General features: G+C 69.2%; 22 protein-coding genes. 11 read left to right on the forward strand and 11 right to left on the reverse strand.

The window, feature by feature from the left end; genetic code table 11:
* The first annotated feature begins 33 nt into the window (after positions 1–33).
* The gene (locus tag N0B31_RS02085; protein WP_260594132.1) at positions 34–516 is read left to right on the forward strand and encodes a cupin domain-containing protein; all 483 of its coding nucleotides are present in this window, start codon (positions 34–36) and stop codon (positions 514–516) included.
* Here the strand turns inward: N0B31_RS02085 and N0B31_RS02090 are convergent.
* Together N0B31_RS02090 and N0B31_RS02095 are read right to left on the reverse strand one after the other, a co-directional pair.
* Complete coding sequence (locus N0B31_RS02090) at positions 513–1,022, reverse strand: hypothetical protein (RefSeq protein WP_260594133.1); 510 nt, start codon at positions 1,020–1,022, stop codon at positions 513–515. The two genes, N0B31_RS02085 and N0B31_RS02090, sit on opposite strands and share 4 nt — an antisense overlap.
* Before the next feature lie 70 nt (positions 1,023–1,092).
* The gene (locus N0B31_RS02095) at positions 1,093–1,836 is read right to left on the reverse strand and encodes a DUF547 domain-containing protein (RefSeq protein ID WP_260594134.1); all 744 of its coding nucleotides are present in this window, start codon (positions 1,834–1,836) and stop codon (positions 1,093–1,095) included.
* A gap of 175 nt (positions 1,837–2,011) precedes the next feature.
* Between N0B31_RS02095 and mtnP the strand changes: the two genes are divergently transcribed.
* On the forward strand, positions 2,012–2,890 hold the full coding sequence (gene mtnP / locus N0B31_RS02100; RefSeq protein WP_260594135.1) for an S-methyl-5'-thioadenosine phosphorylase: 879 nt from the start codon (positions 2,012–2,014) through the stop codon (positions 2,888–2,890).
* A gap of 99 nt (positions 2,891–2,989) precedes the next feature.
* Here mtnP and N0B31_RS02105 read toward each other — a convergent pair whose 3' ends face one another.
* From N0B31_RS02105 to N0B31_RS02115, 3 genes are read right to left on the reverse strand one after another with little or no spacing between them, the layout of a single operon-like run.
* On the reverse strand, positions 2,990–4,021 hold the full coding sequence (locus tag N0B31_RS02105) for a segregation/condensation protein A (protein WP_260594136.1): 1,032 nt from the start codon (positions 4,019–4,021) through the stop codon (positions 2,990–2,992).
* Positions 4,014–7,592, reverse strand: a complete 3,579-nt coding sequence (smc, locus tag N0B31_RS02110; RefSeq protein ID WP_260594137.1) for a chromosome segregation protein SMC — start codon at positions 7,590–7,592, stop codon at positions 4,014–4,016. The genes N0B31_RS02105 and smc overlap by 8 nt, the downstream gene beginning before the upstream one ends.
* 21 nt (positions 7,593–7,613) lie before the next feature.
* Entirely contained in the window at positions 7,614–7,946 is a 333-nt protein-coding gene (locus N0B31_RS02115) for a DUF7518 family protein (protein ID WP_260594138.1), read from the reverse strand.
* Between the two features lie 174 nt (positions 7,947–8,120).
* Between N0B31_RS02115 and gatB the strand changes: the two genes are divergently transcribed.
* The 5 genes from gatB (at position 8,121) to N0B31_RS02140 (ending at position 12,829) form a co-directional block, all read left to right on the forward strand.
* Positions 8,121–9,611 (forward strand): Asp-tRNA(Asn)/Glu-tRNA(Gln) amidotransferase subunit GatB, encoded by a 1,491-nt coding sequence (gatB, locus tag N0B31_RS02120; protein ID WP_260594139.1) that lies wholly within the window; start codon positions 8,121–8,123, stop codon positions 9,609–9,611.
* Positions 9,612–9,791: 180 nt separating this feature from the next.
* The gene (locus N0B31_RS02125; RefSeq protein WP_260594140.1) at positions 9,792–10,211 is read left to right on the forward strand and encodes a hypothetical protein; all 420 of its coding nucleotides are present in this window, start codon (positions 9,792–9,794) and stop codon (positions 10,209–10,211) included.
* A 150-nt stretch (positions 10,212–10,361) separates the two neighbouring features.
* Positions 10,362–10,544: an AMP-binding enzyme gene (locus tag N0B31_RS02130; protein ID WP_380626902.1), complete on the forward strand. Its 183-nt coding sequence runs from the start codon at positions 10,362–10,364 to the stop codon at positions 10,542–10,544.
* Positions 10,545–10,611: 67 nt separating this feature from the next.
* Positions 10,612–11,202: an ArsR/SmtB family transcription factor gene (locus tag N0B31_RS02135; protein ID WP_260594141.1), complete on the forward strand. Its 591-nt coding sequence runs from the start codon at positions 10,612–10,614 to the stop codon at positions 11,200–11,202.
* Positions 11,203–11,245: 43 nt separating this feature from the next.
* Positions 11,246–12,829 (forward strand): S8 family peptidase, encoded by a 1,584-nt coding sequence (locus N0B31_RS02140; RefSeq protein ID WP_260594142.1) that lies wholly within the window; start codon positions 11,246–11,248, stop codon positions 12,827–12,829.
* 9 nt (positions 12,830–12,838) lie between these two features.
* Here N0B31_RS02140 and N0B31_RS02145 read toward each other — a convergent pair whose 3' ends face one another.
* Both N0B31_RS02145 and N0B31_RS02150 read right to left on the reverse strand, forming a co-directional pair.
* Positions 12,839–13,471: a hypothetical protein gene (locus N0B31_RS02145; RefSeq protein ID WP_260594143.1), complete on the reverse strand. Its 633-nt coding sequence runs from the start codon at positions 13,469–13,471 to the stop codon at positions 12,839–12,841.
* A 75-nt stretch (positions 13,472–13,546) separates the two neighbouring features.
* Positions 13,547–14,131 carry a GNAT family N-acetyltransferase gene (locus N0B31_RS02150; protein ID WP_260594144.1) on the reverse strand — a complete coding sequence of 195 codons (585 nt, stop codon included), beginning with the start codon at positions 14,129–14,131 and terminating at the stop codon, positions 13,547–13,549.
* 115 nt (positions 14,132–14,246) lie between these two features.
* On the opposite strand from N0B31_RS02150, the gene N0B31_RS02155 reads away from it, so the two are divergent.
* The 4 genes from N0B31_RS02155 to N0B31_RS02170 all read left to right on the forward strand — a co-directional run bounded on the left by N0B31_RS02155 (position 14,247) and on the right by N0B31_RS02170 (position 18,850).
* Complete coding sequence (locus N0B31_RS02155) at positions 14,247–14,933, forward strand: hypothetical protein (protein ID WP_260594145.1); 687 nt, start codon at positions 14,247–14,249, stop codon at positions 14,931–14,933.
* Positions 14,930–15,823 (forward strand): hypothetical protein, encoded by an 894-nt coding sequence (locus N0B31_RS02160; RefSeq protein ID WP_260594146.1) that lies wholly within the window; start codon positions 14,930–14,932, stop codon positions 15,821–15,823. The genes N0B31_RS02155 and N0B31_RS02160 overlap by 4 nt, the downstream gene beginning before the upstream one ends.
* Before the next feature lie 61 nt (positions 15,824–15,884).
* Positions 15,885–17,900 carry an AMP-binding protein gene (locus N0B31_RS02165; RefSeq protein WP_260594147.1) on the forward strand — a complete coding sequence of 672 codons (2,016 nt, stop codon included), beginning with the start codon at positions 15,885–15,887 and terminating at the stop codon, positions 17,898–17,900.
* A gap of 56 nt (positions 17,901–17,956) precedes the next feature.
* Entirely contained in the window at positions 17,957–18,850 is an 894-nt protein-coding gene (locus N0B31_RS02170) for a winged helix-turn-helix domain-containing protein (RefSeq protein WP_260594148.1), read from the forward strand.
* Between the two features lie 10 nt (positions 18,851–18,860).
* Here the strand turns inward: N0B31_RS02170 and N0B31_RS02175 are convergent, their stop codons facing one another.
* The 4 genes from N0B31_RS02175 to N0B31_RS02190 all read right to left on the reverse strand — a co-directional run bounded on the left by N0B31_RS02175 (position 18,861) and on the right by N0B31_RS02190 (position 21,062).
* On the reverse strand, positions 18,861–19,649 hold the full coding sequence (locus N0B31_RS02175) for an N-acyl homoserine lactonase family protein (protein ID WP_260594149.1): 789 nt from the start codon (positions 19,647–19,649) through the stop codon (positions 18,861–18,863).
* A 59-nt stretch (positions 19,650–19,708) separates the two neighbouring features.
* Entirely contained in the window at positions 19,709–20,422 is a 714-nt protein-coding gene (locus tag N0B31_RS02180; protein WP_260594150.1) for an acyl-CoA synthetase family protein, read from the reverse strand.
* Between the two features lie 97 nt (positions 20,423–20,519).
* Positions 20,520–20,717: a VNG_1110C family protein gene (locus N0B31_RS02185; RefSeq protein ID WP_260594151.1), complete on the reverse strand. Its 198-nt coding sequence runs from the start codon at positions 20,715–20,717 to the stop codon at positions 20,520–20,522.
* A gap of 102 nt (positions 20,718–20,819) precedes the next feature.
* A complete protein-coding gene (locus tag N0B31_RS02190) occupies positions 20,820–21,062 on the reverse strand; it encodes a hypothetical protein (RefSeq protein ID WP_260594152.1) in 243 nt (80 codons plus the stop codon).
* Positions 21,063–21,113 lie beyond the last annotated feature (51 nt).

Raw genomic sequence — 21,113 nt, forward strand, 5'->3', positions numbered from 1 at the left:
ACCCTGAAGTGGCCCGTCCGCGACGCGCTGGGTATGGGACACGTCGACGGCGACGCGGTCGAGTGGGACGAGACCGAGCGCGAGGAGATGCACGTCCGGCGCAAGGAGCTCGGCGCCGCGGCCGACGGTGAGCGACTGGGGTGTTCGCTCTACGAACTCCCCGCTGGCGCGCGCTCGTGGCCGTACCACTACCACACGGCCAACGAGGAGGCGATGTACGTCCTCGCGGGCGCGGGGCAGGTCCGACTGGCCGACGAGGTGGTGGCCGTCGACGCGGGCGACTACCTCGCGTTCCCGGCCGACGCGTCCGGTGCCCACCGCGTGGTCAACGACTCGGAAGCGCCGCTCCGCTACCTCGCGTTCTCGACGATGGACGACCCGGACATGACGGTCTACCCGGACTCGGGGAAGTTCGGCGTGTTCGTCGGGTCGCCACCCGGCGGCCGCGAGGAGCGGTCGTTCCACGGCTACTATCGGATGGCGGACGACGTGGACTACTGGGAGGGCGAGGACTAGCGGAGTCGCTGACGGAGCCGGCGCGCGGTCGCCGCCTCCTCGACGGCGAGACGGAACCTCCCGTCCCACTCGCCCGACTCGACGGCGTCGGCGAACCCGGGTGCGATGGACGCCGTGAACAGCACCTCGCCGTCGAGGTACGTCCGTATCTCGTGGGCTTCCGGGGACTCCAGCGCGCCGACGCTGGCGAGGGTGTCGCGGAACGAGTCGCGGGCGTCGTCGGTCAATTCCACCGGGACCACGTAGGCTCCGCCCCGTGACTCCGCCACGGCCCCCGTCTCGGCGACGCCACCGACGGTCAGGAGGTCTACTTCGCGCTCGTCGTCGGTGACGGTCAACAGGGTGGTGTCGGGTGCGAGTGTCGGAGGCGGGGTACCCGTGACTGAGACAGCGTCACCCTCGCCGTCCGTCGGGGTCGGCGAACTGGTCCCGCCGCCGTCCCGGCTCGCACAGCCGGCGCACGCGACGGTGGCGACGACACCGAGCAGTCGTCTGCGGGAGACCATGTCGTGGCGTGCCGACCCGCCGACAAAAATGTATCCTGACTGTCCTCTCTACGTTCGCCGTCCGCTCGACTCACCACGCCTCGACGGGCGCGAACGTCCCCGCCTCCAGCGTCCAGTCGTACGACTGGAACCGCACTGTCGGGTCGGCACCCTCGGGCACGCAGTCGTACGCCCGGAGGGCGTCTCGGATACCCGAGCGGCCGCCGAAGTCGCCGACGAACCAGAACATGAGCCGCGGGACCCGGACCACGTCCGCGACCGGGTCGTACTCCACCTCCTGTCCGAGGTACGACTCGGTGGCGAGGTCGAGTTGCGCGTCGATGCGGTCGGCGTCGTAGGCCGCGACGGGCGGGCACGCGGCCGCCCCGCAGTTCAGCGCGAAGTGGACCCGCCAGTCACGCTCGCGCACGCGGAACGTCCGCTCGAACGCGCTCGGGAACGGGTTCCGGACGTACCCACCGCCCCACTTCGGCCGGGAGCCACGGAGCAGGCCGTGCTCCACGTCGTCGACCGAGAGTCGCTCGCCGGCGACGGCGACGAGCGGCGCGGTGAAGAACGCGTTCCGCGCCTCGAACGCCTCCGGGCTGGCGCCCAGCACGGACTGCACGGTGGCGTTGTAGACGTTCACCCAGAACGCGAGGCGTGCGTCGTCCGTCCCGAGGGCCGCTCGGAGCCGCTCGCGCGGGAGGTCACGGAGCGCGGCCTCGTACGGCGTGGGCGACTCGCCGACCCGCACCGCCCGGAGGTAGTCGTGGGCGAGCGAGAGCGGGTCCTCGGGGAGGTCGGTCCGGGTCGCGGGGGCGGTCGTGGTCACTGGGTCACGATACGCCGGCCGGGGATACGTAGTTTTACCCCCGTGCGGGACGCGCGGCGACCGTCGAACGGTGCCACGCGGTCCGCGCTCGCCGCTCGAACCGACGGACCGCTCGGCGCGACCGAACGCGGTCCGGACCACCACCCGCTAAGTCCCCGGCCTCCGAGGCACCGGTATGCCAATCGGCTTCATCGGCGGCAGTGGCGTCTACGACGCACTCGACCTCGAGAACGAGACCACCGAGGTGGTCCGCACCCCGTTCGGCGACCCCTCCGGCCCCATCACCATCGGCGAGATGGACGACACCGAGATCGCGTTCCTCCCGCGACACGGCAAGCGCCACCGCTACTCGCCCACGACGCTCCCGTACCGCGCGAACATCCACGCGCTGAAGCAACTCGGCTGCGAACGGGTCCTCTCCTCGAACGCGGTCGGGAGCCTCCGCGAGGACCTCCCGCCGCGGACGCTGTCGATCCCCGACCAGATATTCGACCGGACCAAGCACCGCACCCCGACGTTCTTCGAGGACCTCGTCGTCCACATGGGGTTCGCCGAACCGTACTGCCCCCACATGGTCGAGCACCTGAGCGAGGCGGCCGCGACGGCCACCGACGCCGACCACGAGCAGGGCGGCACCTACGTCTGCATCGAGGGGCCGCAGTTCTCGACGAAGGCCGAGTCCGAGTTCTACCGCCAGCAGGGGTTCGATGTCATCGGGATGACGGCCATCCCCGAGGCGAAACTCGCCCGCGAGGCCGAGATGTGCTACGCCACCGTCGCCGGCGTCACCGACTACGACGTCTGGCGCGAGGGGAGCGAGGTGACGCAGTCGGAGGTCGTCAAGAACGCGCAGGCCAACGAGGCGGCCATCAAGGACGTCGTCCAGTACGCCGTCGAGCAGATGCCCGACGAGCGCGAGTGCGACTGCGGCCACGCCCTCGAGGGCGCCATCGCCACCGACCCCGACGCCGTCCCGCAGGAGGCTCGTCGACGCGTCGAGACGCTCGCGGGCGGCTACCTCGACGAGATGGCCGGTATCGACGGCGGCGACTGACGGCTCACTCTTCGTCGCGTCGCTCTCCCAGCGACGTTCGCGTTCCTGCGGAACGCTCACCACCGCTGGACTCACTCCGTTCGTCCAGCGAGGGTCGCCTCACTCGCGTCGCTCGTTCGGCTCCCCGCCATCCGCCGCGACCTCCGCCTCCACGCTCGTCGCGCCGGGATCCTGCACCCATAGGTCGCCGAACAGGTCGTCCTGCTGCAGGCGGACCTGCCCGCGATGCGCGAGGAAGAGAAGTCCGAGGAACGTCATCACCTTCGACCCGCCGGCGTCCTCGACCTCGGCGAACAGCACCTCCGCCCGTCCCTGGTCGTAGTGCTCGCGCAGGGCCGTGTACGTCTCGTTGATGACCGTGTCCATGTGCTCGTCGTGGGCCGTGCCGGTCACGTCCGCGACGCTCGGCTCGTCGTCCATCCGGAAGTCGTCGCCCGAGCGGTAGTCGAGGGTCTGGGTCCCCCGCGAGTAGCCGTGTGGCGAGTCGCTGGTGTCGTAGGTCCGGCCCTCCTTCCACCACGTCTCGCGCTCGCGCTCTCGCAACTCCCGGACGAGTTCGTCCAGCGTCCGAGGCATCCCGCGGGCGCGCTTGCGCTCGAGGCGGCGGTCCATCTCCGCCTCCAGTTTGTCGAACGGGTCGACACCCGGACCGCCGGGGGCGTCGGCGCCGAACCCCTCGACGGGGTCCTCCCACGCCTCCTCCTCCGGTTCGGGGTCCTCGAGCAGGTGGTCGGACTTCATCCGCAACAGCACCGAGGCGTAGAACAGTGCCCGCCCGCCGGTCCGGAGGTCCGCCTCGTCGAGTCGGTCGAGGAACTTGTCCGTGACCGCGACGATGTCGATGTCCCACGGATCGATCTCACCCTCGTCGGCGAGGCCGACGAGCAGTTCGACCGGCTCTACCTCGTCGTCGTCGACGGCCGGACTGTCGGGGGCGTCGGCGACGGAGAAGTCGGTGATGAGGTCCTCGACGCCGTCGCCCTCGCTCTCGTCTCCAGGTGACTCGCCGTTCTCACGGCGCGCCTTCTCCTCGTCGTGGCCGGCGATGTTCAGCGGCACGTCGCCGCTCGCGGGTCGCTCCGCTCCCCGCTCGCCATCGGAGGCCTCGCTCCCCTCGGCCTCCCTAGTCATCCGCGACGACCCCCACCTGCGACAGGTCGATACCGGTCACGGCGCTCACGTTGTCTCCCTGCATCGTCACGCCGATGGCCCGTTCGGAGCGTTCCAGCAGGGCCGAGCGGTGCGAGACGACGACGAACTGCGCATCGTCCGCGAGTTCGTCGACCATCTCGCCGACCATCTCCGCGTTCGCCGCGTCGAGGAAGGCGTCGACCTCGTCCAGCGCGTAGAACGGCGCGGGGTTGTACCGCTGGATGGCGAAGATGAACGCCAGCGCGGTCAGCGACTTCTCACCGCCGGACATCGCCGCCAGCCGCTGGACGGGCTTGTCCGCCGGCTGGGCCTTCATCGTCAGGCCGCCCTCGAACGGGTCCTCCTCGTCCTCGAGGTGGAGCTCGCCCTCGCCGTTCGAGAGGCGCGCGAAGATGTCCTGGAACTTCTCGTCGATGGCCTCGTAGGCCTCCATGAACGTCGCCTTCTTGCGCTGCTCGAACTGTTCGATGCGGTCGCGAATCTGCTGGGCCTCCTCCGTGAGGGTGTCCTTCTTCTCCTGGATGTCGTCGAGTTCCTCGGCCACCCGGTCGTACTCGTCGATGGCGAGCATGTTGACCGGTTCGAGGTCGGCCATCCGGTTCTCCAGTTTCGTTATCTGTCCCTTCACGTACTGGAGGTCAGGGATGTCCTCGGCGTCGTACTCGTCGACCTGCGAGGCGAGTTCGTCGACCTCCCACTCCAGCCGCTCTGCGGTCTCTCGGAGCTCCTCGAGCTCCTCCTCGACGGTCCGGACCTTCGAGGCCCAGTCGTCGCGTGCCTCGCGTGCCTCGCGCAGGTCGGCCTTCAGGTCCTCGCGGTCGCCCTTGAGGTCCGCGAGTTCGTCCTCGAGGTCGGCCACCTCGGCGCGTTTCTCCTCGAGAGTCGTCTCACGCTCGGCGATCTCGGACTCGAACGTGTCGATGGACGCCTCGGCGTCGGCCTTCTTGTTCTGGGCGGCCTCGATGTCGTCGTGCAGGTCGTCGATGGCGTCCTCGGCGTACTCCTTCTCGAGGACGAGCTCGTTCAGCCGCGCGTCGAGGTCGTCCATCCGGTCCTCGATGTCGCCCATCTCGGCCCGGAGTTCCTCGGCCCGCTCGGTGAGTTCGGGGATGTCGGACTCCTGCAGTTCGCGCTTCCGGTCGTCGATGGCCTCCTCGCAGGCCTCGATGGCGTCCTTCTTCTCGGCGATCTCGGCCTCCAGTTCCTCCATCCGCGCCGAGACCTCCTCGCGCTCGGCCTCGATCTCCTCGAGGTCGGCCTCCAGCGAGGCGATCCGCTCCTCGCGCTCGCCCTTCGCGGCCTCCTTGCGCTCGATGGCGCTCTCGACCTCGCGGACCTTGTCCGCGGCGTCGGTCTGCCGGTCGCGCGCGTCGTCGAGGCGGCCCTCCACGTCGCGCAGGTCCTCGCGCACATCGCTCTTCTCGTCCTCGAGCTGGTGGATGCGTTCGGCGACCCGCTCCAGTCGGCCCTTGCCCGACTTGGAGAAGGAGTAGCGCGATCCGGACGAGGAGCCACCGGTCATCGCGCCGGACTTCTCGACGAGGTCACCGTCGAGCGTCACGAGCCGGACGTTGCCCATCAGGTCACGCGCGGTCTGCATGTCCTCGACGACGACGGTGTCCCCGAGTACGTAGCTGAACACGTCGGCGTACTGCGGGTCGAAGTCGACGAGTTCGTACGCGAAGTCCACCACGCCCTCGTGGCTCGGGAGTGAGGGTAGCGACCGCGAGTGCATCTTCGTGATGGGGAGGAAGGTCGCCCGCCCCGCGTTGCGCGACTTGAGGTACTCGATACCACGCTGGCCGACGCCGTCGTCGTCGACGACCACGTGCGCGAGGCGGCCACCGGCGGCCGTCTCACAGGCCGTCGCGTACTGCGCGTCGACGCCGCCGAGTTGGCCGACGGTGCCGTGGACACCCTCGAGTCCCGCGTTCAGGACGCTCGTCACCGCTCGTCCGTAGGACTGGTCGCCGTCCTCGCCCGCGCGAGCCTCGAGTTCGGCGTACTCCTGCTGTTTCGCGCTGATCTCGTCGTCGAGTTCGTCCAGCCGTTCCTGCAGCTCGCGTTTCTCGGCTTTCAGGTCCTCGACTACCTCTGTGATGGTCTCACGGTTCTTCCGGACCTTCTCCAACTCGGCTTCGAGGTCCGCGATCTCGGCCTCGATGTCCGGGATGTCCGCCTTCGCCGCCTCGATCGCCTCCTCCTTCTCGCGCCGGTCGTTGGTCCGGCGGCGTGCCTCGTCGAGCAGTCGGTCCTGCTCGCGCTGGAGGTCGTTTCGCTCGTCTTTCAGGTCGGCGAGCTCCTCGCGGCGCGCCTCGAGTGCGTCGCGGACCTCCTCGTACTCGGTGTCGACCGACTCGATCTCGGCCTCCACGTCGTCGAGCTCCGACTGCTTCGTCTGCAGGTCCGCCTTCAGGTCGGCCTTCCGGACCTTCGCGTCGCGTATCTCGGCCTCCTTCTCCTCGACGGTCTCCTGCTTGCGGTCGACCTGGACGAACGCCTGCCGGCGCTTGGACTCGGCCTCCGAGATGCGTTCCTCGGCAGCCTCGATCTTGTCCTCGAACCGGCCGATCTCGCCCTTGACCTCCTCTATCTCGCGTTTGATGGCGAGCTGTTCGTCCTCGCCCTTGCGTTCGATCTCGGCGTTGAGGTCCTCGAGGTCCTCCTCCAGTCGCGTCACCTTCCCCTGACGCTCATCGAGTTCGCGCTGGAGGTCCTCGAGCTCCGCCTCGTGTTCCTCGATGCCCTCGCGGGCCTCGGCGAGGTCCGCACGCTTGTCCTCGAGTTCGGCGGCCTTCAGGTAGCCCTCGTACTCCGCTTTCGTGTCCCGGAGCTCCTGGTACTGCAGGGCCGTCTCGCGCTCGTCTTCGAGCTGTTCGAGGCGCGTCTGCTTCTCCTCGATGCGGAGGTCGGCCTCGTCGATGCGCTCCTGAACGGTCTCGAGTTCCTCGAAGGCGTCCTCCTTCTTCGCGTCGAAGGCCGCGACGCCCGCGATCTCGTCGATGATCTCGCGGCGTCGGAGCGGCGTCTTCGTGATGATCTCGGTCACGTCGCCCTGCATCACGACGTTGTACCCCTCCGGGGTGACGCCGGCCTGCGAGAGCAGGTCACGGATGTCCGAGAGGTTGACCGAGCGCCCGTTGACGTAGTAGTACGAGTAGTAGGTGTCCTCGTCGGTCTGCTTGACCCGGCGCTTGATAGAGATCTCGTCCACGTCGCCGACCTTGTCGGTACCGGCGGCGCTCACCACCTGCGAGCGCTCGAGGGTCCGGTCGGCGTTGTCGAGGACGACCTCGACCTCGGCCTCCCGTTCGCCGCTGAACCCGGACTCGTCGTCGTCGTGGCCGGGGTTGTAGATGAGGTCGGTGAGTTTCTCCGCCCGGATGCCCGAGGTGCGGGCCAGACCGAGCGCGAACAGGACGGCGTCGATGATGTTGGACTTGCCGGAGCCGTTCGGGCCGCTGATGGTGGTGAAGTCGTCGTAGAACGGGATACGCGTCTTGCGGCCGAAGCTCTTGAAGTCGTCTAGTACGAGCTCTTTGATGTGCATGGGGCGCTCGTGGTGCGGCCCCTACGCGACGATGATGTCGTCGGTGGAGTCCGCCTCGTCGTTCTCCTCGCTCTCCTCCGTCTTGGCTCCGTCGGCCGCTTCGACGGCCTCGTCGACGGCGCGCTGGTTCTCGGGGGCGTCGGGCGACGGCGCGCTGCCGTTCCCGTTCGTCTGGGTCTCGGGAGTCTTCGTCGGGCGGCCCTCGATGATGTCCATGTTCAGGTCCGGGTCGACCTCCTCCTCGAGGACGTGGAGTCGCTCTTTCGTCTCCATCAGTTCGTCCGTGAGTCCGTCGACCGTCGCCTGGAGTTGCCGCACCTTGGCCTCGAGTTCTTCCACTCGGTTCCCACTCATACGGCGACAGGCGGCCTCGCCCCCCTTAAACCTGCGTCAGACATTGACACCGTGCGTGATAGGTGTCGGACGTGATTCTCGCCCCGTTCCTCTCCAGGAGCCGAGAGGTTCGCGGGGTGGCCCCGCGTCGACCGGTCCGTTACGTTTTAGCGCCAGCGTCCGAATCCTCGTGTAATGACCGCACAGACCGCCGAGGTCCGTGACCTCGCCACCGTCATCGGGCTGGAGGTCCACGTCCAGCTCGAGACGGACACGAAGATCTTCTGTGGCTGTACGACCGCGGCCGACGAGGACGAGGCGCCCAACACCCGCACCTGTCCCGTCTGTCTCGGCCTGCCGGGTGCGCTCCCCGTCCTGAACGAGGGGGCCGTCGAGGCCGCCGTCAAGGTCGGCAAGGCCATCGACGCCGACATCCCCGAGGAGACCACCTTCCACCGGAAGAACTACTACTACCCCGACCTGCCGAAGAACTTCCAGATCACGCAGTACGACGCGCCGCTCTGTGCCGACGGCGAACTGGAGTTCTCCGTCGCGGGCGAGCGCCACACCGTCCGCATCGAGCGCGCCCACCTCGAGGAGGACCCCGGCAGCCTCCAGCACGTCGGCGGCGGCATCGACACCGCGGACTACACGCTCGTCAACTACAACCGCGCGGGGACGCCGCTGATGGAGATCGTCACGGCGCCGGACTTCCGCTCGCCCGGCGAGGTCCGCTCTTTCCTCGCGAAACTGGAGGAGGTCCTCGAGTACCTCGGGGTGTTCGACGCCTCGCGCGACGGTTCGCTGCGCGTGGACGCGAACCTCTCCATCGTCCCGGCCGACGAGGTGGCCGACGACGGCTCCATCGCTATCGAGACGCTGGAGGAAGCCAACCGCACGGAGGTCAAGAACATCTCCAGTCACAAGGGGGCGGAGAAGGCGCTCGCCTACGAGCAGACCCGCCAGAAGAACGCCATCAAGCGCGGCCGCGTGGTCGAACAGGAGACGCGCCACTGGGACGAGTCCAAGGGCGTCACACTCTCGATGCGCTCGAAGGAAGAGGAGAAGGACTACCGCTACTTCCGCGAGGCCGACCTGCCGCCGCTGCGCGTCTCACACTGGAAGGAGGAGATCCCCATCCCCGAACTCCCCGATGCCCGGCGCGAGCGGTTCCGCGAGGAGTACGGCCTCAGCGAGGAGGCCGCCTCGAAACTCACCTCCACGAAGCAGGTGGCCGACTTCTTCGAGGACGTGGCCGACCGGTTCGACGCCGACGTGGCCGCCTCGTGGGTCGCCGACCGCCTCCTCGGTGAGCTCAACTACCGCGACATGGCCATCACGGACGTCGCCGACCGACTGGACGAGTTCACCCGCCTCGTCGAGATGGTCGAGGGCGACGAGATAACCACGAAGAACGCCGAGGAGGTCGTGCTGCGGGCGATGCTCGACGAGGGTGAGGACCCGGAGACGGTCGTCGAGCGCGAGGGGCTCGGCAAGACCGACGCGGGCGAGGTGGAGGCTGCGGTCCGCGAGGCCATCGAAGAGAACCCCGACGCGGTGGAGGACTACCACGCCGGCGAGGGTGGGGCCATCAACTTCCTCGTCGGGCAGGTGATGCAGAAGACCGGTGGGAGTGCCGACCCCGGTGACGTGAACGGGATGTTGCGGGCGGCACTGGACAGCTGAAGTTCACGCTCGACTGGTCGAACGAGTGGAAGCGCTCGTCCGACGCCGCCCGACAGTCGACGGACGGCCGGTCTCTTTCACGCAGGACACTCACGAACAATGTGACAACCGCTAATACGGTACCGGTGGGTCCAGTGCCGTGTTCGGACGCGTCCAGCGACCGACACGTGGAGGACCACCATGCACGACACGACACGCCGTGACCTGTTACGGACCGCTGGAACAGTGACGAGCGGACTCACGCTCGGGAGCCTCGCCGTGAGTGGGACGGCCCTCGCCGACCACGGCCGGACGGGAGGTCAGATGCTCGTCCTGAGCGAACCGGTTCGTGGCGTCCCGTTCGCGGCCGAACCGATGGCTGACGGGGACTTCGAGTTTCCCGCGAGTTGCTTCGCGTCCGAGTCGGCGCTGAAACAGTTCGAGGAGGTGGTCGTGACGTACGAGGGTGGCCAACAGACCCTCGCGGCCATCCGACGAAACAAGCGACACTTCGCCGTGGACGGCGAGACTGCCTACGCGTTCACCGCTTCACGAACCTGTCGGGACTCCGCGAGTCCGACCGGCGCGACCATCTGGCAAGCAGCGTTCAGACCGGTCTGAGTCCCGATCCGGCGCCGAGAGAGTACTGGAGGGTGCCGCTGACGGCCGGGCTCAGAAGTACCGCTCGGCCATCCGGTCCGCGATGCGGAGCGCGTTGGCCTGTCCGGTGTTCGTCGGGTTGGGACCGCCGCCGACCTGCGCGGCGCGGTGGTGACGGCCATCGTCCGCCGGACCGACCCGTCGCTCACGGCGTCGGCGGTCGTCGAGGCCTGCGAGGCGACGCTCGAGGAGTACGAGGTTCCACAGCGTGTCGGGGTCGTCGACGAACTCCCGACGACGGCGACCGGGAAGGTCGACCGCGTGACGCTACGCGAGCGGTTCGGGACCGACTGAGTCGGCCCGTTCACCCGCTCGCAGTCTGTCCTTAACTATTAATACTCCGTGGCCACTACGAACTGCAATGTCAGAGCTACTGCCGTCGGACGCGGACGTCACCGCCGAGCAGGACGGTGAACTCCAGACGCTCTGGCTCGACTCCGACGAGGCTGGCGACCTGCTCTCGTCGCTGGCCTCGGACACCGCCCGGAGCGTGCTGACCACGCTCCACGACGAACCCGCCACCGCGAGCGAGGTGGCCGAGCGCGTCGACACCTCGCTCCAGAACGCCCGGCACCACCTCTGCAACCTCCAGGACAGCGGCCTCGTCCGGGTGGCCGACACGCGCTACTCCTCGAAGGGCCGCGAGATGAACGTGTACGCGCCCGCTCGCGACCCGATGATCGTCTTCGTCGGCAACGAACGCTCGGAGTCTGGGCTGCTCGACTCGCTGAGACGCCTCCTCCCCGTCGCGGCCGTGCTCGCGCTCGCGAGTCTGCTCGTCCAGACGCTCCTCGCCACAGGATCGGACGGCCCCACGACCGGGATGGTCCGCGTCGGGCAGGACGTCGGCGCGACCGTCGGGAGCACCGGACTCGCCCCGGGACTCGTCTTCCTCGCGGGCGGCCTGTTCGTCCTCGCCGTGACGCTCGGGGTACGGTACACCACCACATAGGCGGGTGAAACCTTTTGCCGACCCGTCTAGAAACAGTATCGGAATGGTTCGTCGGCTGACACTCGTCGTGGCGGTAGCCTGTCTGCTGGCGCTCTCGCCAGTGGTGCCGTTCGTCGCCTCGTGGGTGGAGGCCGACGCCACCAGCACGCCCACCGGGCCGTCGTTCGAGGAGCGTCTCGGCGGCATCGTCGACGAGGACCCCCGACCCACCGCGCCCGTCGAGGAGGAGGTGCTCGTGCTCGTCCGACTGGAGCGTGGTGCGCGTCTCCCGGGCGAGTACGCGGTCGACGTCCGCGAGCGCTACACGCGCGAGGGCGCTCGCCACCTCCGGGGGTACGTGCCGCTGACCGCGGTGCACGACCTCTCGGTCGACCCGCGCATCGAGGCGGTCCGCATCGAGGGGTCGCGACTCGAGACGGGGCGCCACGTCGCCTCGGGGGTGCAGGCCATCGGCGCCGACACCCTCCACCGGGCCGGACTCACGGGCGAGAACGTCACCGTCGGCATCGTCGACGCCGACTTCCGGATGAGCGACCCCGAGATCGCCGGGCAGGTCGCCGCCTACCGCTCGTTCGGTGGCTCCGGCGGGAACTGGGAGCACGGCACGGCCGTCGCGAGCGTCGTCGCGGACACCGCCCCGGACGCGAAACTCTACCTCGCCTCGGTCGGCGACACCACCTCACCCGAGGCGTACCGCGAGGCCACGGACTGGCTCCGGGCATCCGGCGTCGATGTCGTGCTCGACGCGGGGTCGTACCTCGGGCAACCGAGCGACGGGACCGGCGAGGTCGCGGCCATCGCCGAGGAGACGGCCCGAGAGACCGTGTTCGTCGCCGCCGCGGGCAACTACGGCCGGAGCCACTGGCACGGCCGCGGCAGCACCGACGCCGAGGGCCACGTCCAGTTCGTGCCCGGCGTCCACACGAACGACCTCGCCGGCGGGGCGACGGTGGCCGGCCCCGTCCGCGTCACGGCCCGTTGGGAGGACGTGGGTGGCGAGGGCTACGACCTGTTGCTCTACCGGCGGACCGCCGGGCCGGACCCGGTCGTCGCTCGCGGCTCCGAGGTGGTCGGTCGACCGGTCGAGCACATCGCCACCACGGTCCGCGAGGGCCGGTACTACGTCGTCGTGCGGGCCCCGGACGGGCCGTCGGGGCGACTCGATGTCTACGCCAGCCGCCCGCTCTCCCAGCACTCCACGTCGGGGAGTCTGACCGCGCCCGCGACGGCCCGCGGCGTCCTCGCGGTGGGCGCCGTCGACAGGGAGGGGGAGGTGGCGGCGTTCTCCTCACGCGGGCCGGTCGGTGACCGACTGGGCGTCGACCTCGTGGCACCTGATACCGTCGCGGCCCCGGGCACGGACGCTGGACAGGGTACCTCCTACGCCGCGCCGTACGTCGCCGGGACGGCTGCCCTCCTCATCGAGGGCCACCCCTCGTTCACGCCGGCGCAGGTCCGCTCCGTGTTGCGCTACTCCGCCGTGGACACGGGTCTCGAGGGGCCGGACGCGGAGACCGGGTACGGCCGCCTCGACGCGGGTGCGGCCGCCGAGTTCGCGGTCGAGTTCGAGCGCTACGCGGCGCTCAACACGACGATGGCAGACACGTCCGTCGACACCGGGGACTGACCGGGCCGGTCAGTCAGCGTCGGAGTCGGCGTGGTCTGGGTCGTCCGCCTCCTCGGCGTCGAACCGGCGGAAGGGGTTGCGCTCGCCCTCGACCGCCGCGGCGGGGTCGACCCGCAACAGGAGACCGAGCAACGCCATCCCGACCAGTTCGAGCGAGATGGAGACGACGCCGAGCAAGACGCGGCCGGTGCCCGGCGTCCCCTCGGTGGACGCGGTGACGGCGGCGACGAGCGGGTCGACGTAGTGCGACTGCAGGGTCCCGAGGAGACCCTCGTGGTTGTGGGTGTCCGGGGTCGTGGGCGTGTCCCCACCGAGTGCGAGGCCGTGGTCGAGGACCGTGTGCCAGCCGACCCAGCTCAGCACGTAGACGCCGAGCACCAGCAGACCGAGCCGGTAGCCAGTGCGGTAGTCGACGTACCCACGGGCGACGGCGACGATGCCGGCGACGATGGCGAGCCCCGAGACGAGGAACAGGAGCGGTCGGGGGTCGGCGGTGACGAAGTTGGTGAGGTAGGGGCCGAGCAGGCCGGCGTTCGCGATACGCAGTAGCTCGGTGGCGCCGACGACGAGGTGGACGACGGCGGCAGCCCCGACGACCTGGAGCGCGACGAACCGGAGCTTCCGCACACGGGCCTCCTCCATGGAGACGCGTCGGGACTCCGCGGGCTTGAACGGCGTGGTTCGGCCGTCGAAACCCGCGGTCCGAGTCGCCCCGACTCAGCGACCGGTATCGTACTTGTAGGTCGCCGTGTCGGCGTCGATACCGAAGTCCTCGGCCGTCTCCTCGATCTCGGGTTCCGCGTCGGCCTCGGCCGCGGATTTGAACCGCTCGCGGAGCGCCTCGGGCATCCGGAACCGGTCGACGTCGACGGCCATCGCGATGGCGTCGGGGTCGAACGACTCGCGTTTCGCCTCGAGGCGCTCGACCAGCAGGTCGGGCAGGTCCTCGCGCTCGACGCCGTAGAAGCCGAACTGCGCGAGGTACTCGGTCTCGCTGGTGAGCGAGTAGACGCGGTCGAACCCCTCCATCTCGGCGGTGTCGACGAGTCGCTCGACGACGTGGGCGCCGACGCCCTGTCCGCGCCAGCCGTCGAGGACGCCGATGCTGGTGAGTTCGACACACTCGGGCTCCGCGGGCGTCGGGTGGAACCGCAGGCGGCCGAAGCCGGCGCGGGTGTCCGACTCGTCGTCGACCGCGACGACGTAGTCCCGCGAGCGGAAGGCGACGTCGTCGAGTCCCATCGCCTCGATGTGGTCGAGGAGCCACGCCTCGTCACGGTTTCGTGCGTCGCGGACGTACATAGCGGGGTGTTGGTGGCCGGCGTTGAAAAAGGGTGCGTCGGACGGACCGCGGGTCTCCAGTCACTCGTCTTCCTCGGCCCCGAACGTACTTGTCGGCCGGTCCACAGCACGGCGTATGGCGACCCTCCCAGCCGCCGAACGGTCCCCCTCCCTCCGACGCCTCGCCCGCTTCCGGCGACGGGTCGACGACTGGCGTATCCGCGAGCACCTGCGCCGGACGGAGTGGGCGCTCCGACGGGCAGACGTCGACGGTCTGACTGCCGACCAGCGAGCGGGCCGCGAGCGCAACCTTGACCGATTGCGCGAGTACCGAGCGCGTGGGCAGTTCCCCCGGAATCGTCACCACGAGAGACGGACGCCGGTGTTCGTGGACGACAGCGGGACCCACTGCGCGGTGGGCCACCTGCTGCGCGAGGACGAGCGGTCGGACCTCGTGCGTCCGGTGCGCGAGCGGAACAACACGCTCCGCGTCGAGGACCTGCCGGCCGACGACCCGGTGGTCGCGTGGGGCGCGGCGAACGGCTTCACCCGCGCGGAACTCGCCCGCATCCAGCCGGCCTACCCCGAGGCGGTCCAGTTCGCCACCGATTGCGGGCCGGTTCCGTGCTGGCTCGCGGGGGTGCTCGCCTCCGTCGTGGGGCTGGCAGCCGCCGGCGCCGTCGAGTGGGTGGGCTACCGACTCTGCGGCGAGTGGTTCCCCGACAACGCGCTCAAGCGTCGGGGGGCGCTGGCGTACCTGAGCGTGCTCGCGCTCCTGCTCGCCCCGCTCGTCGCACTGCTGACCTACGCCCTGTTCCCATGAGCGAGCGCGCCGACCGACGGTACCTCGCGTTCGCGCTCGGCCTGACGGCACTCGTCGGCCTGCTCGCGGGCGTCCTCTCGCAGGTGACGGTCTACTCGTTCCCGCTGTTTGGGCACGACTACCTCGACCTGACTCGCTCGGGCCTCGCGGCCGCGCTGGCGCTGCGGGCCGTGGACGCCGTGCTCGTGCTCGCGCCGCTGGCGTACCTCCTCGTCCCGGCACTGGTCGTCCTCGGAGCGCCCGACGGGGACGACCGACGCCACCTCGTCGCGGCCGCCTCGGCGCTGCTGGCCATCCCCGTGCTGGGGGTCGGCTTCCAGGTGGTCGCGGGCACCCGTCTCCGCGACACGTCCATCACCGTCGGCGTCGCGGTCGTCCTGCTCGTCGGCCTCCTCGGCCTCCGACGGCTCCGGGAGCGGGTCGACGGCACGCTGCCCGCGGGTGCGGCCCCACTCGGTATCCTCGTCGCCGTGCTCCTGCTGGTGAGCGCGTTCACGGGTGGGTTCGCCGGGGCGCGTGTCGCGGACGACCTCTCGTCGGCATACGCCGTCTCCCCGCCACAGGCCGCCTTCGAGTTCGAGTACGAGGCCGCTGACGGCGGGCAGGGCGTGCTCACCGTGAGGCACGGGGGCGGCCTCGAGATCGATGCCGGGCACCTCTCCCTCAGGCCTGAACCGAACGGCTCGTTCGTCGCCGTCGCGGGCGCGAACCAGACCGCGGCCGGCCGCTGGCGAGGGAGCACCACGGCCGGCGCGGACGGGCCGGTCGTCGCGCCGGGTGACGCGGTGGCCGTCGGGCTCGCTGCCGAGTGCGAGACCGTCCGTGTCGTCTGGGACGACGGTGACGTGGCCACGACCCTCGGCATCTCCGAGTGCCCCGACGCGGCCTGACCGCGGTGGGGTTGACGTGTGAACAAGATACTTCGTGGTGCCCCGAGGAGTCGTTCACGACATGTCCACCGAGGAGGCCGACCAGTTCGACGTGGTCCACGAACCCAGTCGGGAGTTCGTGGAGTCCACGAACGTCTACGAGTTCATGCAGGAGTACGGCATCGACGACTACGAGTCCCTCATCGAGCGGACGACGACCGAACTCGAGGGCGAATCCGACTCGGGCGTCGACTGGTTCTGGGACGAACTCGTCGACTACCTCGGCATCGAGTTCTACGCGGACTACGACACGGTCCGCGACGACAGCGAGGGGCCACAGTTCACCGACTGGTACCCCGGCGGCGAGGTCAACGTCGCGCACAACGTCGTCGACCGCCACGCTGCGGTCGACTCGCCCACCCGGAACAAGGTCGCCACCATCTGGGAGGGTGAGGACGGCGACGTCCGCGAGGTCACGTTCCACGAACTCCACCGGCAGGCGAACAAGGTGGCCAACGCGCTCGAGGAGCGCGGTATCGAGACGGGCGACCGGGTGGGGCTCTACATGCCGATGGTCCCCGAGGTCGTCTCCATCCTCTACGGCTGTTTCAAGGTCGGCGCCATCGCCGTCCCCATCTTCTCCGGGTTCGGTGTCGACGCCACCGCCACCCGACTGGAGGACCCCGAGTGCGACGTGCTGTTCACCGCCGACGGGTTCTACCGGCGCGGGAGCGAGGTCACCCTGAAGGGTGCTGCAGACGAGGCCATCGCCGAGGCCGACCACGACGTGGGCCATACCATCGTCTACGAGCGGTTCGACGGCACGGACTCGGACGTGGGCGTGCCGATGACCGAGGGGCGCGACGCCTTCTGGGACGACGCCGTCGAGGCGCAATCCGACGAGTACGACACCAAGCACCTGCCGTCCTCGCAGGAGTCGATGCTGCTCTACTCCTCGGGGACGACGGGAAAGCCGAAGGGTATCGTCCACACGCACGCGGGCGTGCAGGTCCAGACGGCGAAGGAGATCCACTTCGGCTTCGACCAACGGGACTCGGACCGCTTCTTCTGGGTCAGCGACATCGGCTGGATGATGGGGCCGTGGACGCTCATCGGGAACCACACGTTCGGCGGGACCATCTTCATGTACGAGGGGGCGCCGGACCACCCCGAGCCGGACCGGTTCTGGGAGATGATCGACCGCCACGGGCTCACCCAGTTCGGCATCTCGCCGACGGCCATCCGCGCGCTCCGCAAGCGGGGCGACGAGTGGCTGGAGGGCCACGACCTCTCCTCGCTGCGACTGCTCGGGTCGACGGGCGAGCCGTGGGACCCCGAGTCGTGGATGTGGTTCTACGAGAACGTCGGCGGGAGCGAGGCGCCCATCATCAACATCAGCGGGGGGACCGAGATATGCGGGTGTTTCCTGATGCCGCTCCCCACCGAGCCGCTCAAACCCTGCACGCTCGGTGGACCGGGGCTGGGGATGGACATCGACATCGTGAACTCGCAGGGGGAGTCCATCGCGGACACGCACGAGCGGGGGTTCCTCGTCGCGCGTGACTCCTGTCCGAGTATGACGAAGTCGCTCTGGGAGGGCGACGAGCGCTACCTGAACACCTACTGGTCGAGCTTCGAGGAGCCGCCGATGTGGGACCACGGCGACTGGGCGCAGAAGGACGAGGACGGCTTCTGGTTCCTCCACGGCCGCGCGGACGACGCGCTGAACGTCGCGGGCCGGAAGGTCGGCCCCGCCGAGGTCGAGGGTGCACTCATCGAACACGAGGCCGTCAACCAGGCCGCCGCCGTGGGTGTGCCCGACGACACGACCGGCACCGCAGTCGTGACCTACGTCATCCTCGAACCGGGCGTCGAGGAGAGCGGCGAGTTGCGCGAGGAACTCCGCGCGCAGGTGGGCGAGGAACTCGGCAAGCCGTTCCGCCCGCGCGAGGTGCTGTTCGTCGACGAGTTCCCGAAGACGCAGTCGGGGAAGATCATCCGCCGTGCCATCCAGGCGACCTACACGGGTGAGGACCTCGGGGACATGAGCAGCATCGAGAACCCCGACGCGCTGGAGGACCTCGAGGACGCGCGATAGGTCCGGTCACCACGCCGGGGTGGCACTTACAGTCCCAGAGCGTCAGACTCCTCGCCGTGTCCCGAGAAGAGCCACTGCGGACCGACGGCGGCGAAGCCGCAGAGACGGCGTTCTCGCTGGTCGGCAACGAGACGCGAGCCGAGATACTGCGCGTGCTCGGTGAAGACCCGTGGGAGCCGGCGTCGTTCTCCGACCTTCGGTCGGCAGTCGACCCGGACATCGACAGCGGTCAGTTCAACTACCACCTCCAGCAGCTCGTCGGCGTGTTCGTGGAGCGGACCGACGAGGGCTACCGGCTTCGGAGCCGTGGCGCGACGCTCTATCGGACACTCCGGGCGGGGACGTTCACTCGGTCGCCCGACGTGGCTGCGTTCGACGCGGGCTTCGACTGTCACTTCTGTGGCGGGCGCCCCGAGGCACGGTACGGCGACGGGACGTTCGACCTCGAGTGTCCCGACTGTGGACACCTCTACACCCACTCGATGGCGCCGCCGAGCACCTTCGAGGATGTACCGACGCCCGAGGACCTGCTCGACCGGGTGGATTCGTACACCCGCCATCAGGTCCTCGCGTACGCCCGCGGCGTGTGCCCCCACTGTGTGACCGGACTCGACGTCTCGCTGGTCGACGCCGAGGACGTCTGGACCGAGAGCGCCGGAGACCTGACGCTGTTCGCCCGGTATCACTGTCCCCACTGCGACAACCGGCACTTCGTGTCGCTGGGGATGGCACTGCTCTCGTATCCGGCGCTGGTCGCGTTCTGCTACGAACGGGGGCTGGACGTGACGAGTGTCCCACACTGGGAACTCGAGTTCGTGGCGACCGACCGGACGGTGACCGTCCACTCGCGCGACCCGTGGGAGGTGTCGCTCGCCGTCGCGCTGGAGGGCGACAGACTGGAACTGGTAGTGGACGACTCACTCGAGGTGGTGGAGACCCACCGCGAGTGACGCAATCCGGTCAGCGCAGGCCCCCCTCGAACGCCTCGATGTGGTCGTTGTCGTGCGTGACGTAGAGGTCGGCGTCCTCACGCTTCGCGCGGGCCTTCAGTTCCCGCATGGACGTGAGCGACTGGCCCAGGTCGTCGTTGAACGAGGCGGTGTGTTCCCGGTCGAGGCCGTCCTGCTGGTGGGCCACGTCGATCCCCAGTATCACCGTCTGGTCGCCCAGTTCGACCTGCACGGACTGGTGGCCGGGGGTGTGACCTGGCGTCGGGACCGTGACGACGCTCCCGTCGCCGAAGACGTCGTACTCGCCCTCGACGACGGTCACGTCGTAGTGGTTCGAGCGGAGCATCGAGAAGTCGCCGTCGAGGTAGAACACCTCCTGGACCGGGGCGGGCCACCAGCAGTAGCGCAGTTCCGACTGCTGGACGACGAACTCGGCGTCCGGGAAGACGTCGAGGTGGCCCGCGTGGTCCGAGTGGAGGTGACTCATCACGACGTAGTCCACGTCACCGGGCGAGTAGCCCGCGTCCGCGAGGTGCGCGCGCGGGTGCATCGAGGCGTCGTACTCGATGGCGGGCAGGAACGCCTCCATGAATCCCGCGCCCGAGCCGTACTCCTCGGGGTCGTCGAGCATGTCGTGGGAGATGCCCGTGTCGACCAGCGCGACCCCCTCGGGGTGGTCGATCAGGTAGAACGGACAGACCGCGTCGTACGCCTCACCGGGGCTCGTCAACTGGACGAGGAAGGAGTTGTCGAGGGACCACGTCGCGGTGTTGAACGCGTGGACGCTGTTGGCTGGCATGTGTCGTGCGCTACCGACTCCCACGACATAAACGTATCCGCGAGCCGGAACGTCGCCGCTCAGAACACGTCGGCCGGGTCGACCCGCTCGCGTTCCGGGCCCCCGTCGCCGACGGCGTAGTCGCCCTCGCCAGCGTCGCCGGGGAGGAGTATCGCCGCGCCTGCGAGTATCGGAGCGACGAGTCCCGCTGTCACCGTGCCGGGGTGGGTGAACGACGCCCGGACGGCCACCTCGTCGCCGGGTTCGAGGTCCCATCGGGCGGCGACGCGGCGGGCCGCGTCGAGCACCTCGGCGTGCGAGTAGGTCCGGTCGGCGTCCAGCAGGCCGCCGTCGGGCTCCACCCGGTCCGGGGGCTCGGTCGGGTTCTCCGACCACACGTCCCGCTCGAAGTAGCCCACGTCGGGGTCCTCGGGTTCCGTACCGTAGCCCACGCGCTTCGTGCTGGGACCGACGGTGTAGTCGTCCAGCTCGGCGGTGGGCGTGACGAGGACGCGCGCGTCGAGTTCGGTGTCGTGCGCCGGGCCGAAGCGGACGACGCCACCGAGCAGGGCAGCACCGTACGCCGAGAGCACGGCCTCGGGCGTCGGGTCGTCGGCGACGGCGACGCGGGCGTCCGTCCGGACCCCGAGCAGGCGGAGGTAGTTGCCCGCCTTCCACGTCGTCGTACAGAAGCGCCGGTAGTCGTACTCGCGGCCGGTGTCGGCCGCACGCAGCGCCGAGTCGTCGCTGCGTCGGTCGCGGACCACGAGATCACCGAGGACGTCCATCTCCATACTCGACGTTCGGCCGGGGCGCTCGAAAACGTGCCGTCTGCGGGCACCGCAGACGGGTACCTCGGGATGTGGGGCACACCGCTCTCCGCCAGTCCGGTCAGGCCGTGTAGACGCCGTGGCGGACGAGGAACTCGTTCACCGACTTGATCTCGACCGGGCTGCCGATGATGCGGGCCGGGTCGCCGTCGAGGACTGTGACGGTGAACTCCGACTCCAGGTCCTCGCGTACGACGTCGAGGGCCTCCGGGTGCAGGAGTATCTGCGTGCTGTCCCGGAAAGTGCTGGCGTCGGCCATTGCCGGCTAGTTCTTCCGGCTATCGTATTAAGATACTGAAATCTTCGCGCGGGGTCGGGTGCCGTGGGGGTCGGTGCTCGCGTTGCCCGTCAGGTGGGCCAATCAGTCCCCGTCCGAGGTGGGTTCGGCCTCGACCTCGGGGTCTGTCTCGCCATCCTCGTCCTCGGGTGGTGCGGGCATCCCGAAGTTCACCAGCAAGATGCCGACGAACGCGAGTCCGGCGATGAGGATGCCCACGTCGTCGAGGCCAGTGTCGAACGCGAACGTCGCCAGCACGAAGTGGACCACGCCCACGAACATCAGCCCGACGAGGATGAGCGTGTAGGCCAACTTCCGTTTCTGCATACGCGTGTCTATGGCTGGGAGCGGAATAGCGGTTCGCCTCGCGGCGACGCG

Origin of the sequence: Salinirubellus salinus, from assembly GCF_025231485.1 — an archaeon.
Lineage (GTDB): Archaea > Halobacteriota > Halobacteria > Halobacteriales > Haloarculaceae > Salinirubellus > Salinirubellus salinus.

What these genes read in the sequence shown, in the direction of transcription:
- N0B31_RS02085 (WP_260594132.1), top strand. Translation starts at nt 34, where the DNA reads ATGGGACACGTCGACGGCGACGCGGTCGAGTGGGACGAGACCGAGCGC.
- N0B31_RS02090 (WP_260594133.1), bottom strand. Translation starts at nt 1,022, where the DNA reads ATGGTCTCCCGCAGACGACTGCTCGGTGTCGTCGCCACCGTCGCGTGC.
- mtnP (WP_260594135.1), top strand. Translation starts at nt 2,012, where the DNA reads ATGCCAATCGGCTTCATCGGCGGCAGTGGCGTCTACGACGCACTCGAC.
- N0B31_RS02105 (WP_260594136.1), bottom strand. Translation starts at nt 4,021, where the DNA reads ATGACTAGGGAGGCCGAGGGGAGCGAGGCCTCCGATGGCGAGCGGGGA.
- smc (WP_260594137.1), bottom strand. Translation starts at nt 7,592, where the DNA reads ATGCACATCAAAGAGCTCGTACTAGACGACTTCAAGAGCTTCGGCCGC.
- N0B31_RS02115 (WP_260594138.1), bottom strand. Translation starts at nt 7,946, where the DNA reads ATGAGTGGGAACCGAGTGGAAGAACTCGAGGCCAAGGTGCGGCAACTC.
- gatB (WP_260594139.1), top strand. Translation starts at nt 8,121, where the DNA reads ATGACCGCACAGACCGCCGAGGTCCGTGACCTCGCCACCGTCATCGGG.
- N0B31_RS02125 (WP_260594140.1), top strand. Translation starts at nt 9,792, where the DNA reads ATGCACGACACGACACGCCGTGACCTGTTACGGACCGCTGGAACAGTG.
- N0B31_RS02135 (WP_260594141.1), top strand. Translation starts at nt 10,612, where the DNA reads ATGTCAGAGCTACTGCCGTCGGACGCGGACGTCACCGCCGAGCAGGAC.
- N0B31_RS02140 (WP_260594142.1), top strand. Translation starts at nt 11,246, where the DNA reads ATGGTTCGTCGGCTGACACTCGTCGTGGCGGTAGCCTGTCTGCTGGCG.
- N0B31_RS02145 (WP_260594143.1), bottom strand. Translation starts at nt 13,471, where the DNA reads ATGGAGGAGGCCCGTGTGCGGAAGCTCCGGTTCGTCGCGCTCCAGGTC.
- N0B31_RS02150 (WP_260594144.1), bottom strand. Translation starts at nt 14,131, where the DNA reads ATGTACGTCCGCGACGCACGAAACCGTGACGAGGCGTGGCTCCTCGAC.
- N0B31_RS02155 (WP_260594145.1), top strand. Translation starts at nt 14,247, where the DNA reads ATGGCGACCCTCCCAGCCGCCGAACGGTCCCCCTCCCTCCGACGCCTC.
- N0B31_RS02160 (WP_260594146.1), top strand. Translation starts at nt 14,930, where the DNA reads ATGAGCGAGCGCGCCGACCGACGGTACCTCGCGTTCGCGCTCGGCCTG.
- N0B31_RS02165 (WP_260594147.1), top strand. Translation starts at nt 15,885, where the DNA reads ATGTCCACCGAGGAGGCCGACCAGTTCGACGTGGTCCACGAACCCAGT.
- N0B31_RS02175 (WP_260594149.1), bottom strand. Translation starts at nt 19,649, where the DNA reads ATGCCAGCCAACAGCGTCCACGCGTTCAACACCGCGACGTGGTCCCTC.
- N0B31_RS02180 (WP_260594150.1), bottom strand. Translation starts at nt 20,422, where the DNA reads ATGGAGATGGACGTCCTCGGTGATCTCGTGGTCCGCGACCGACGCAGC.
- N0B31_RS02185 (WP_260594151.1), bottom strand. Translation starts at nt 20,717, where the DNA reads ATGGCCGACGCCAGCACTTTCCGGGACAGCACGCAGATACTCCTGCAC.
- N0B31_RS02190 (WP_260594152.1), bottom strand. Translation starts at nt 21,062, where the DNA reads ATGCAGAAACGGAAGTTGGCCTACACGCTCATCCTCGTCGGGCTGATG.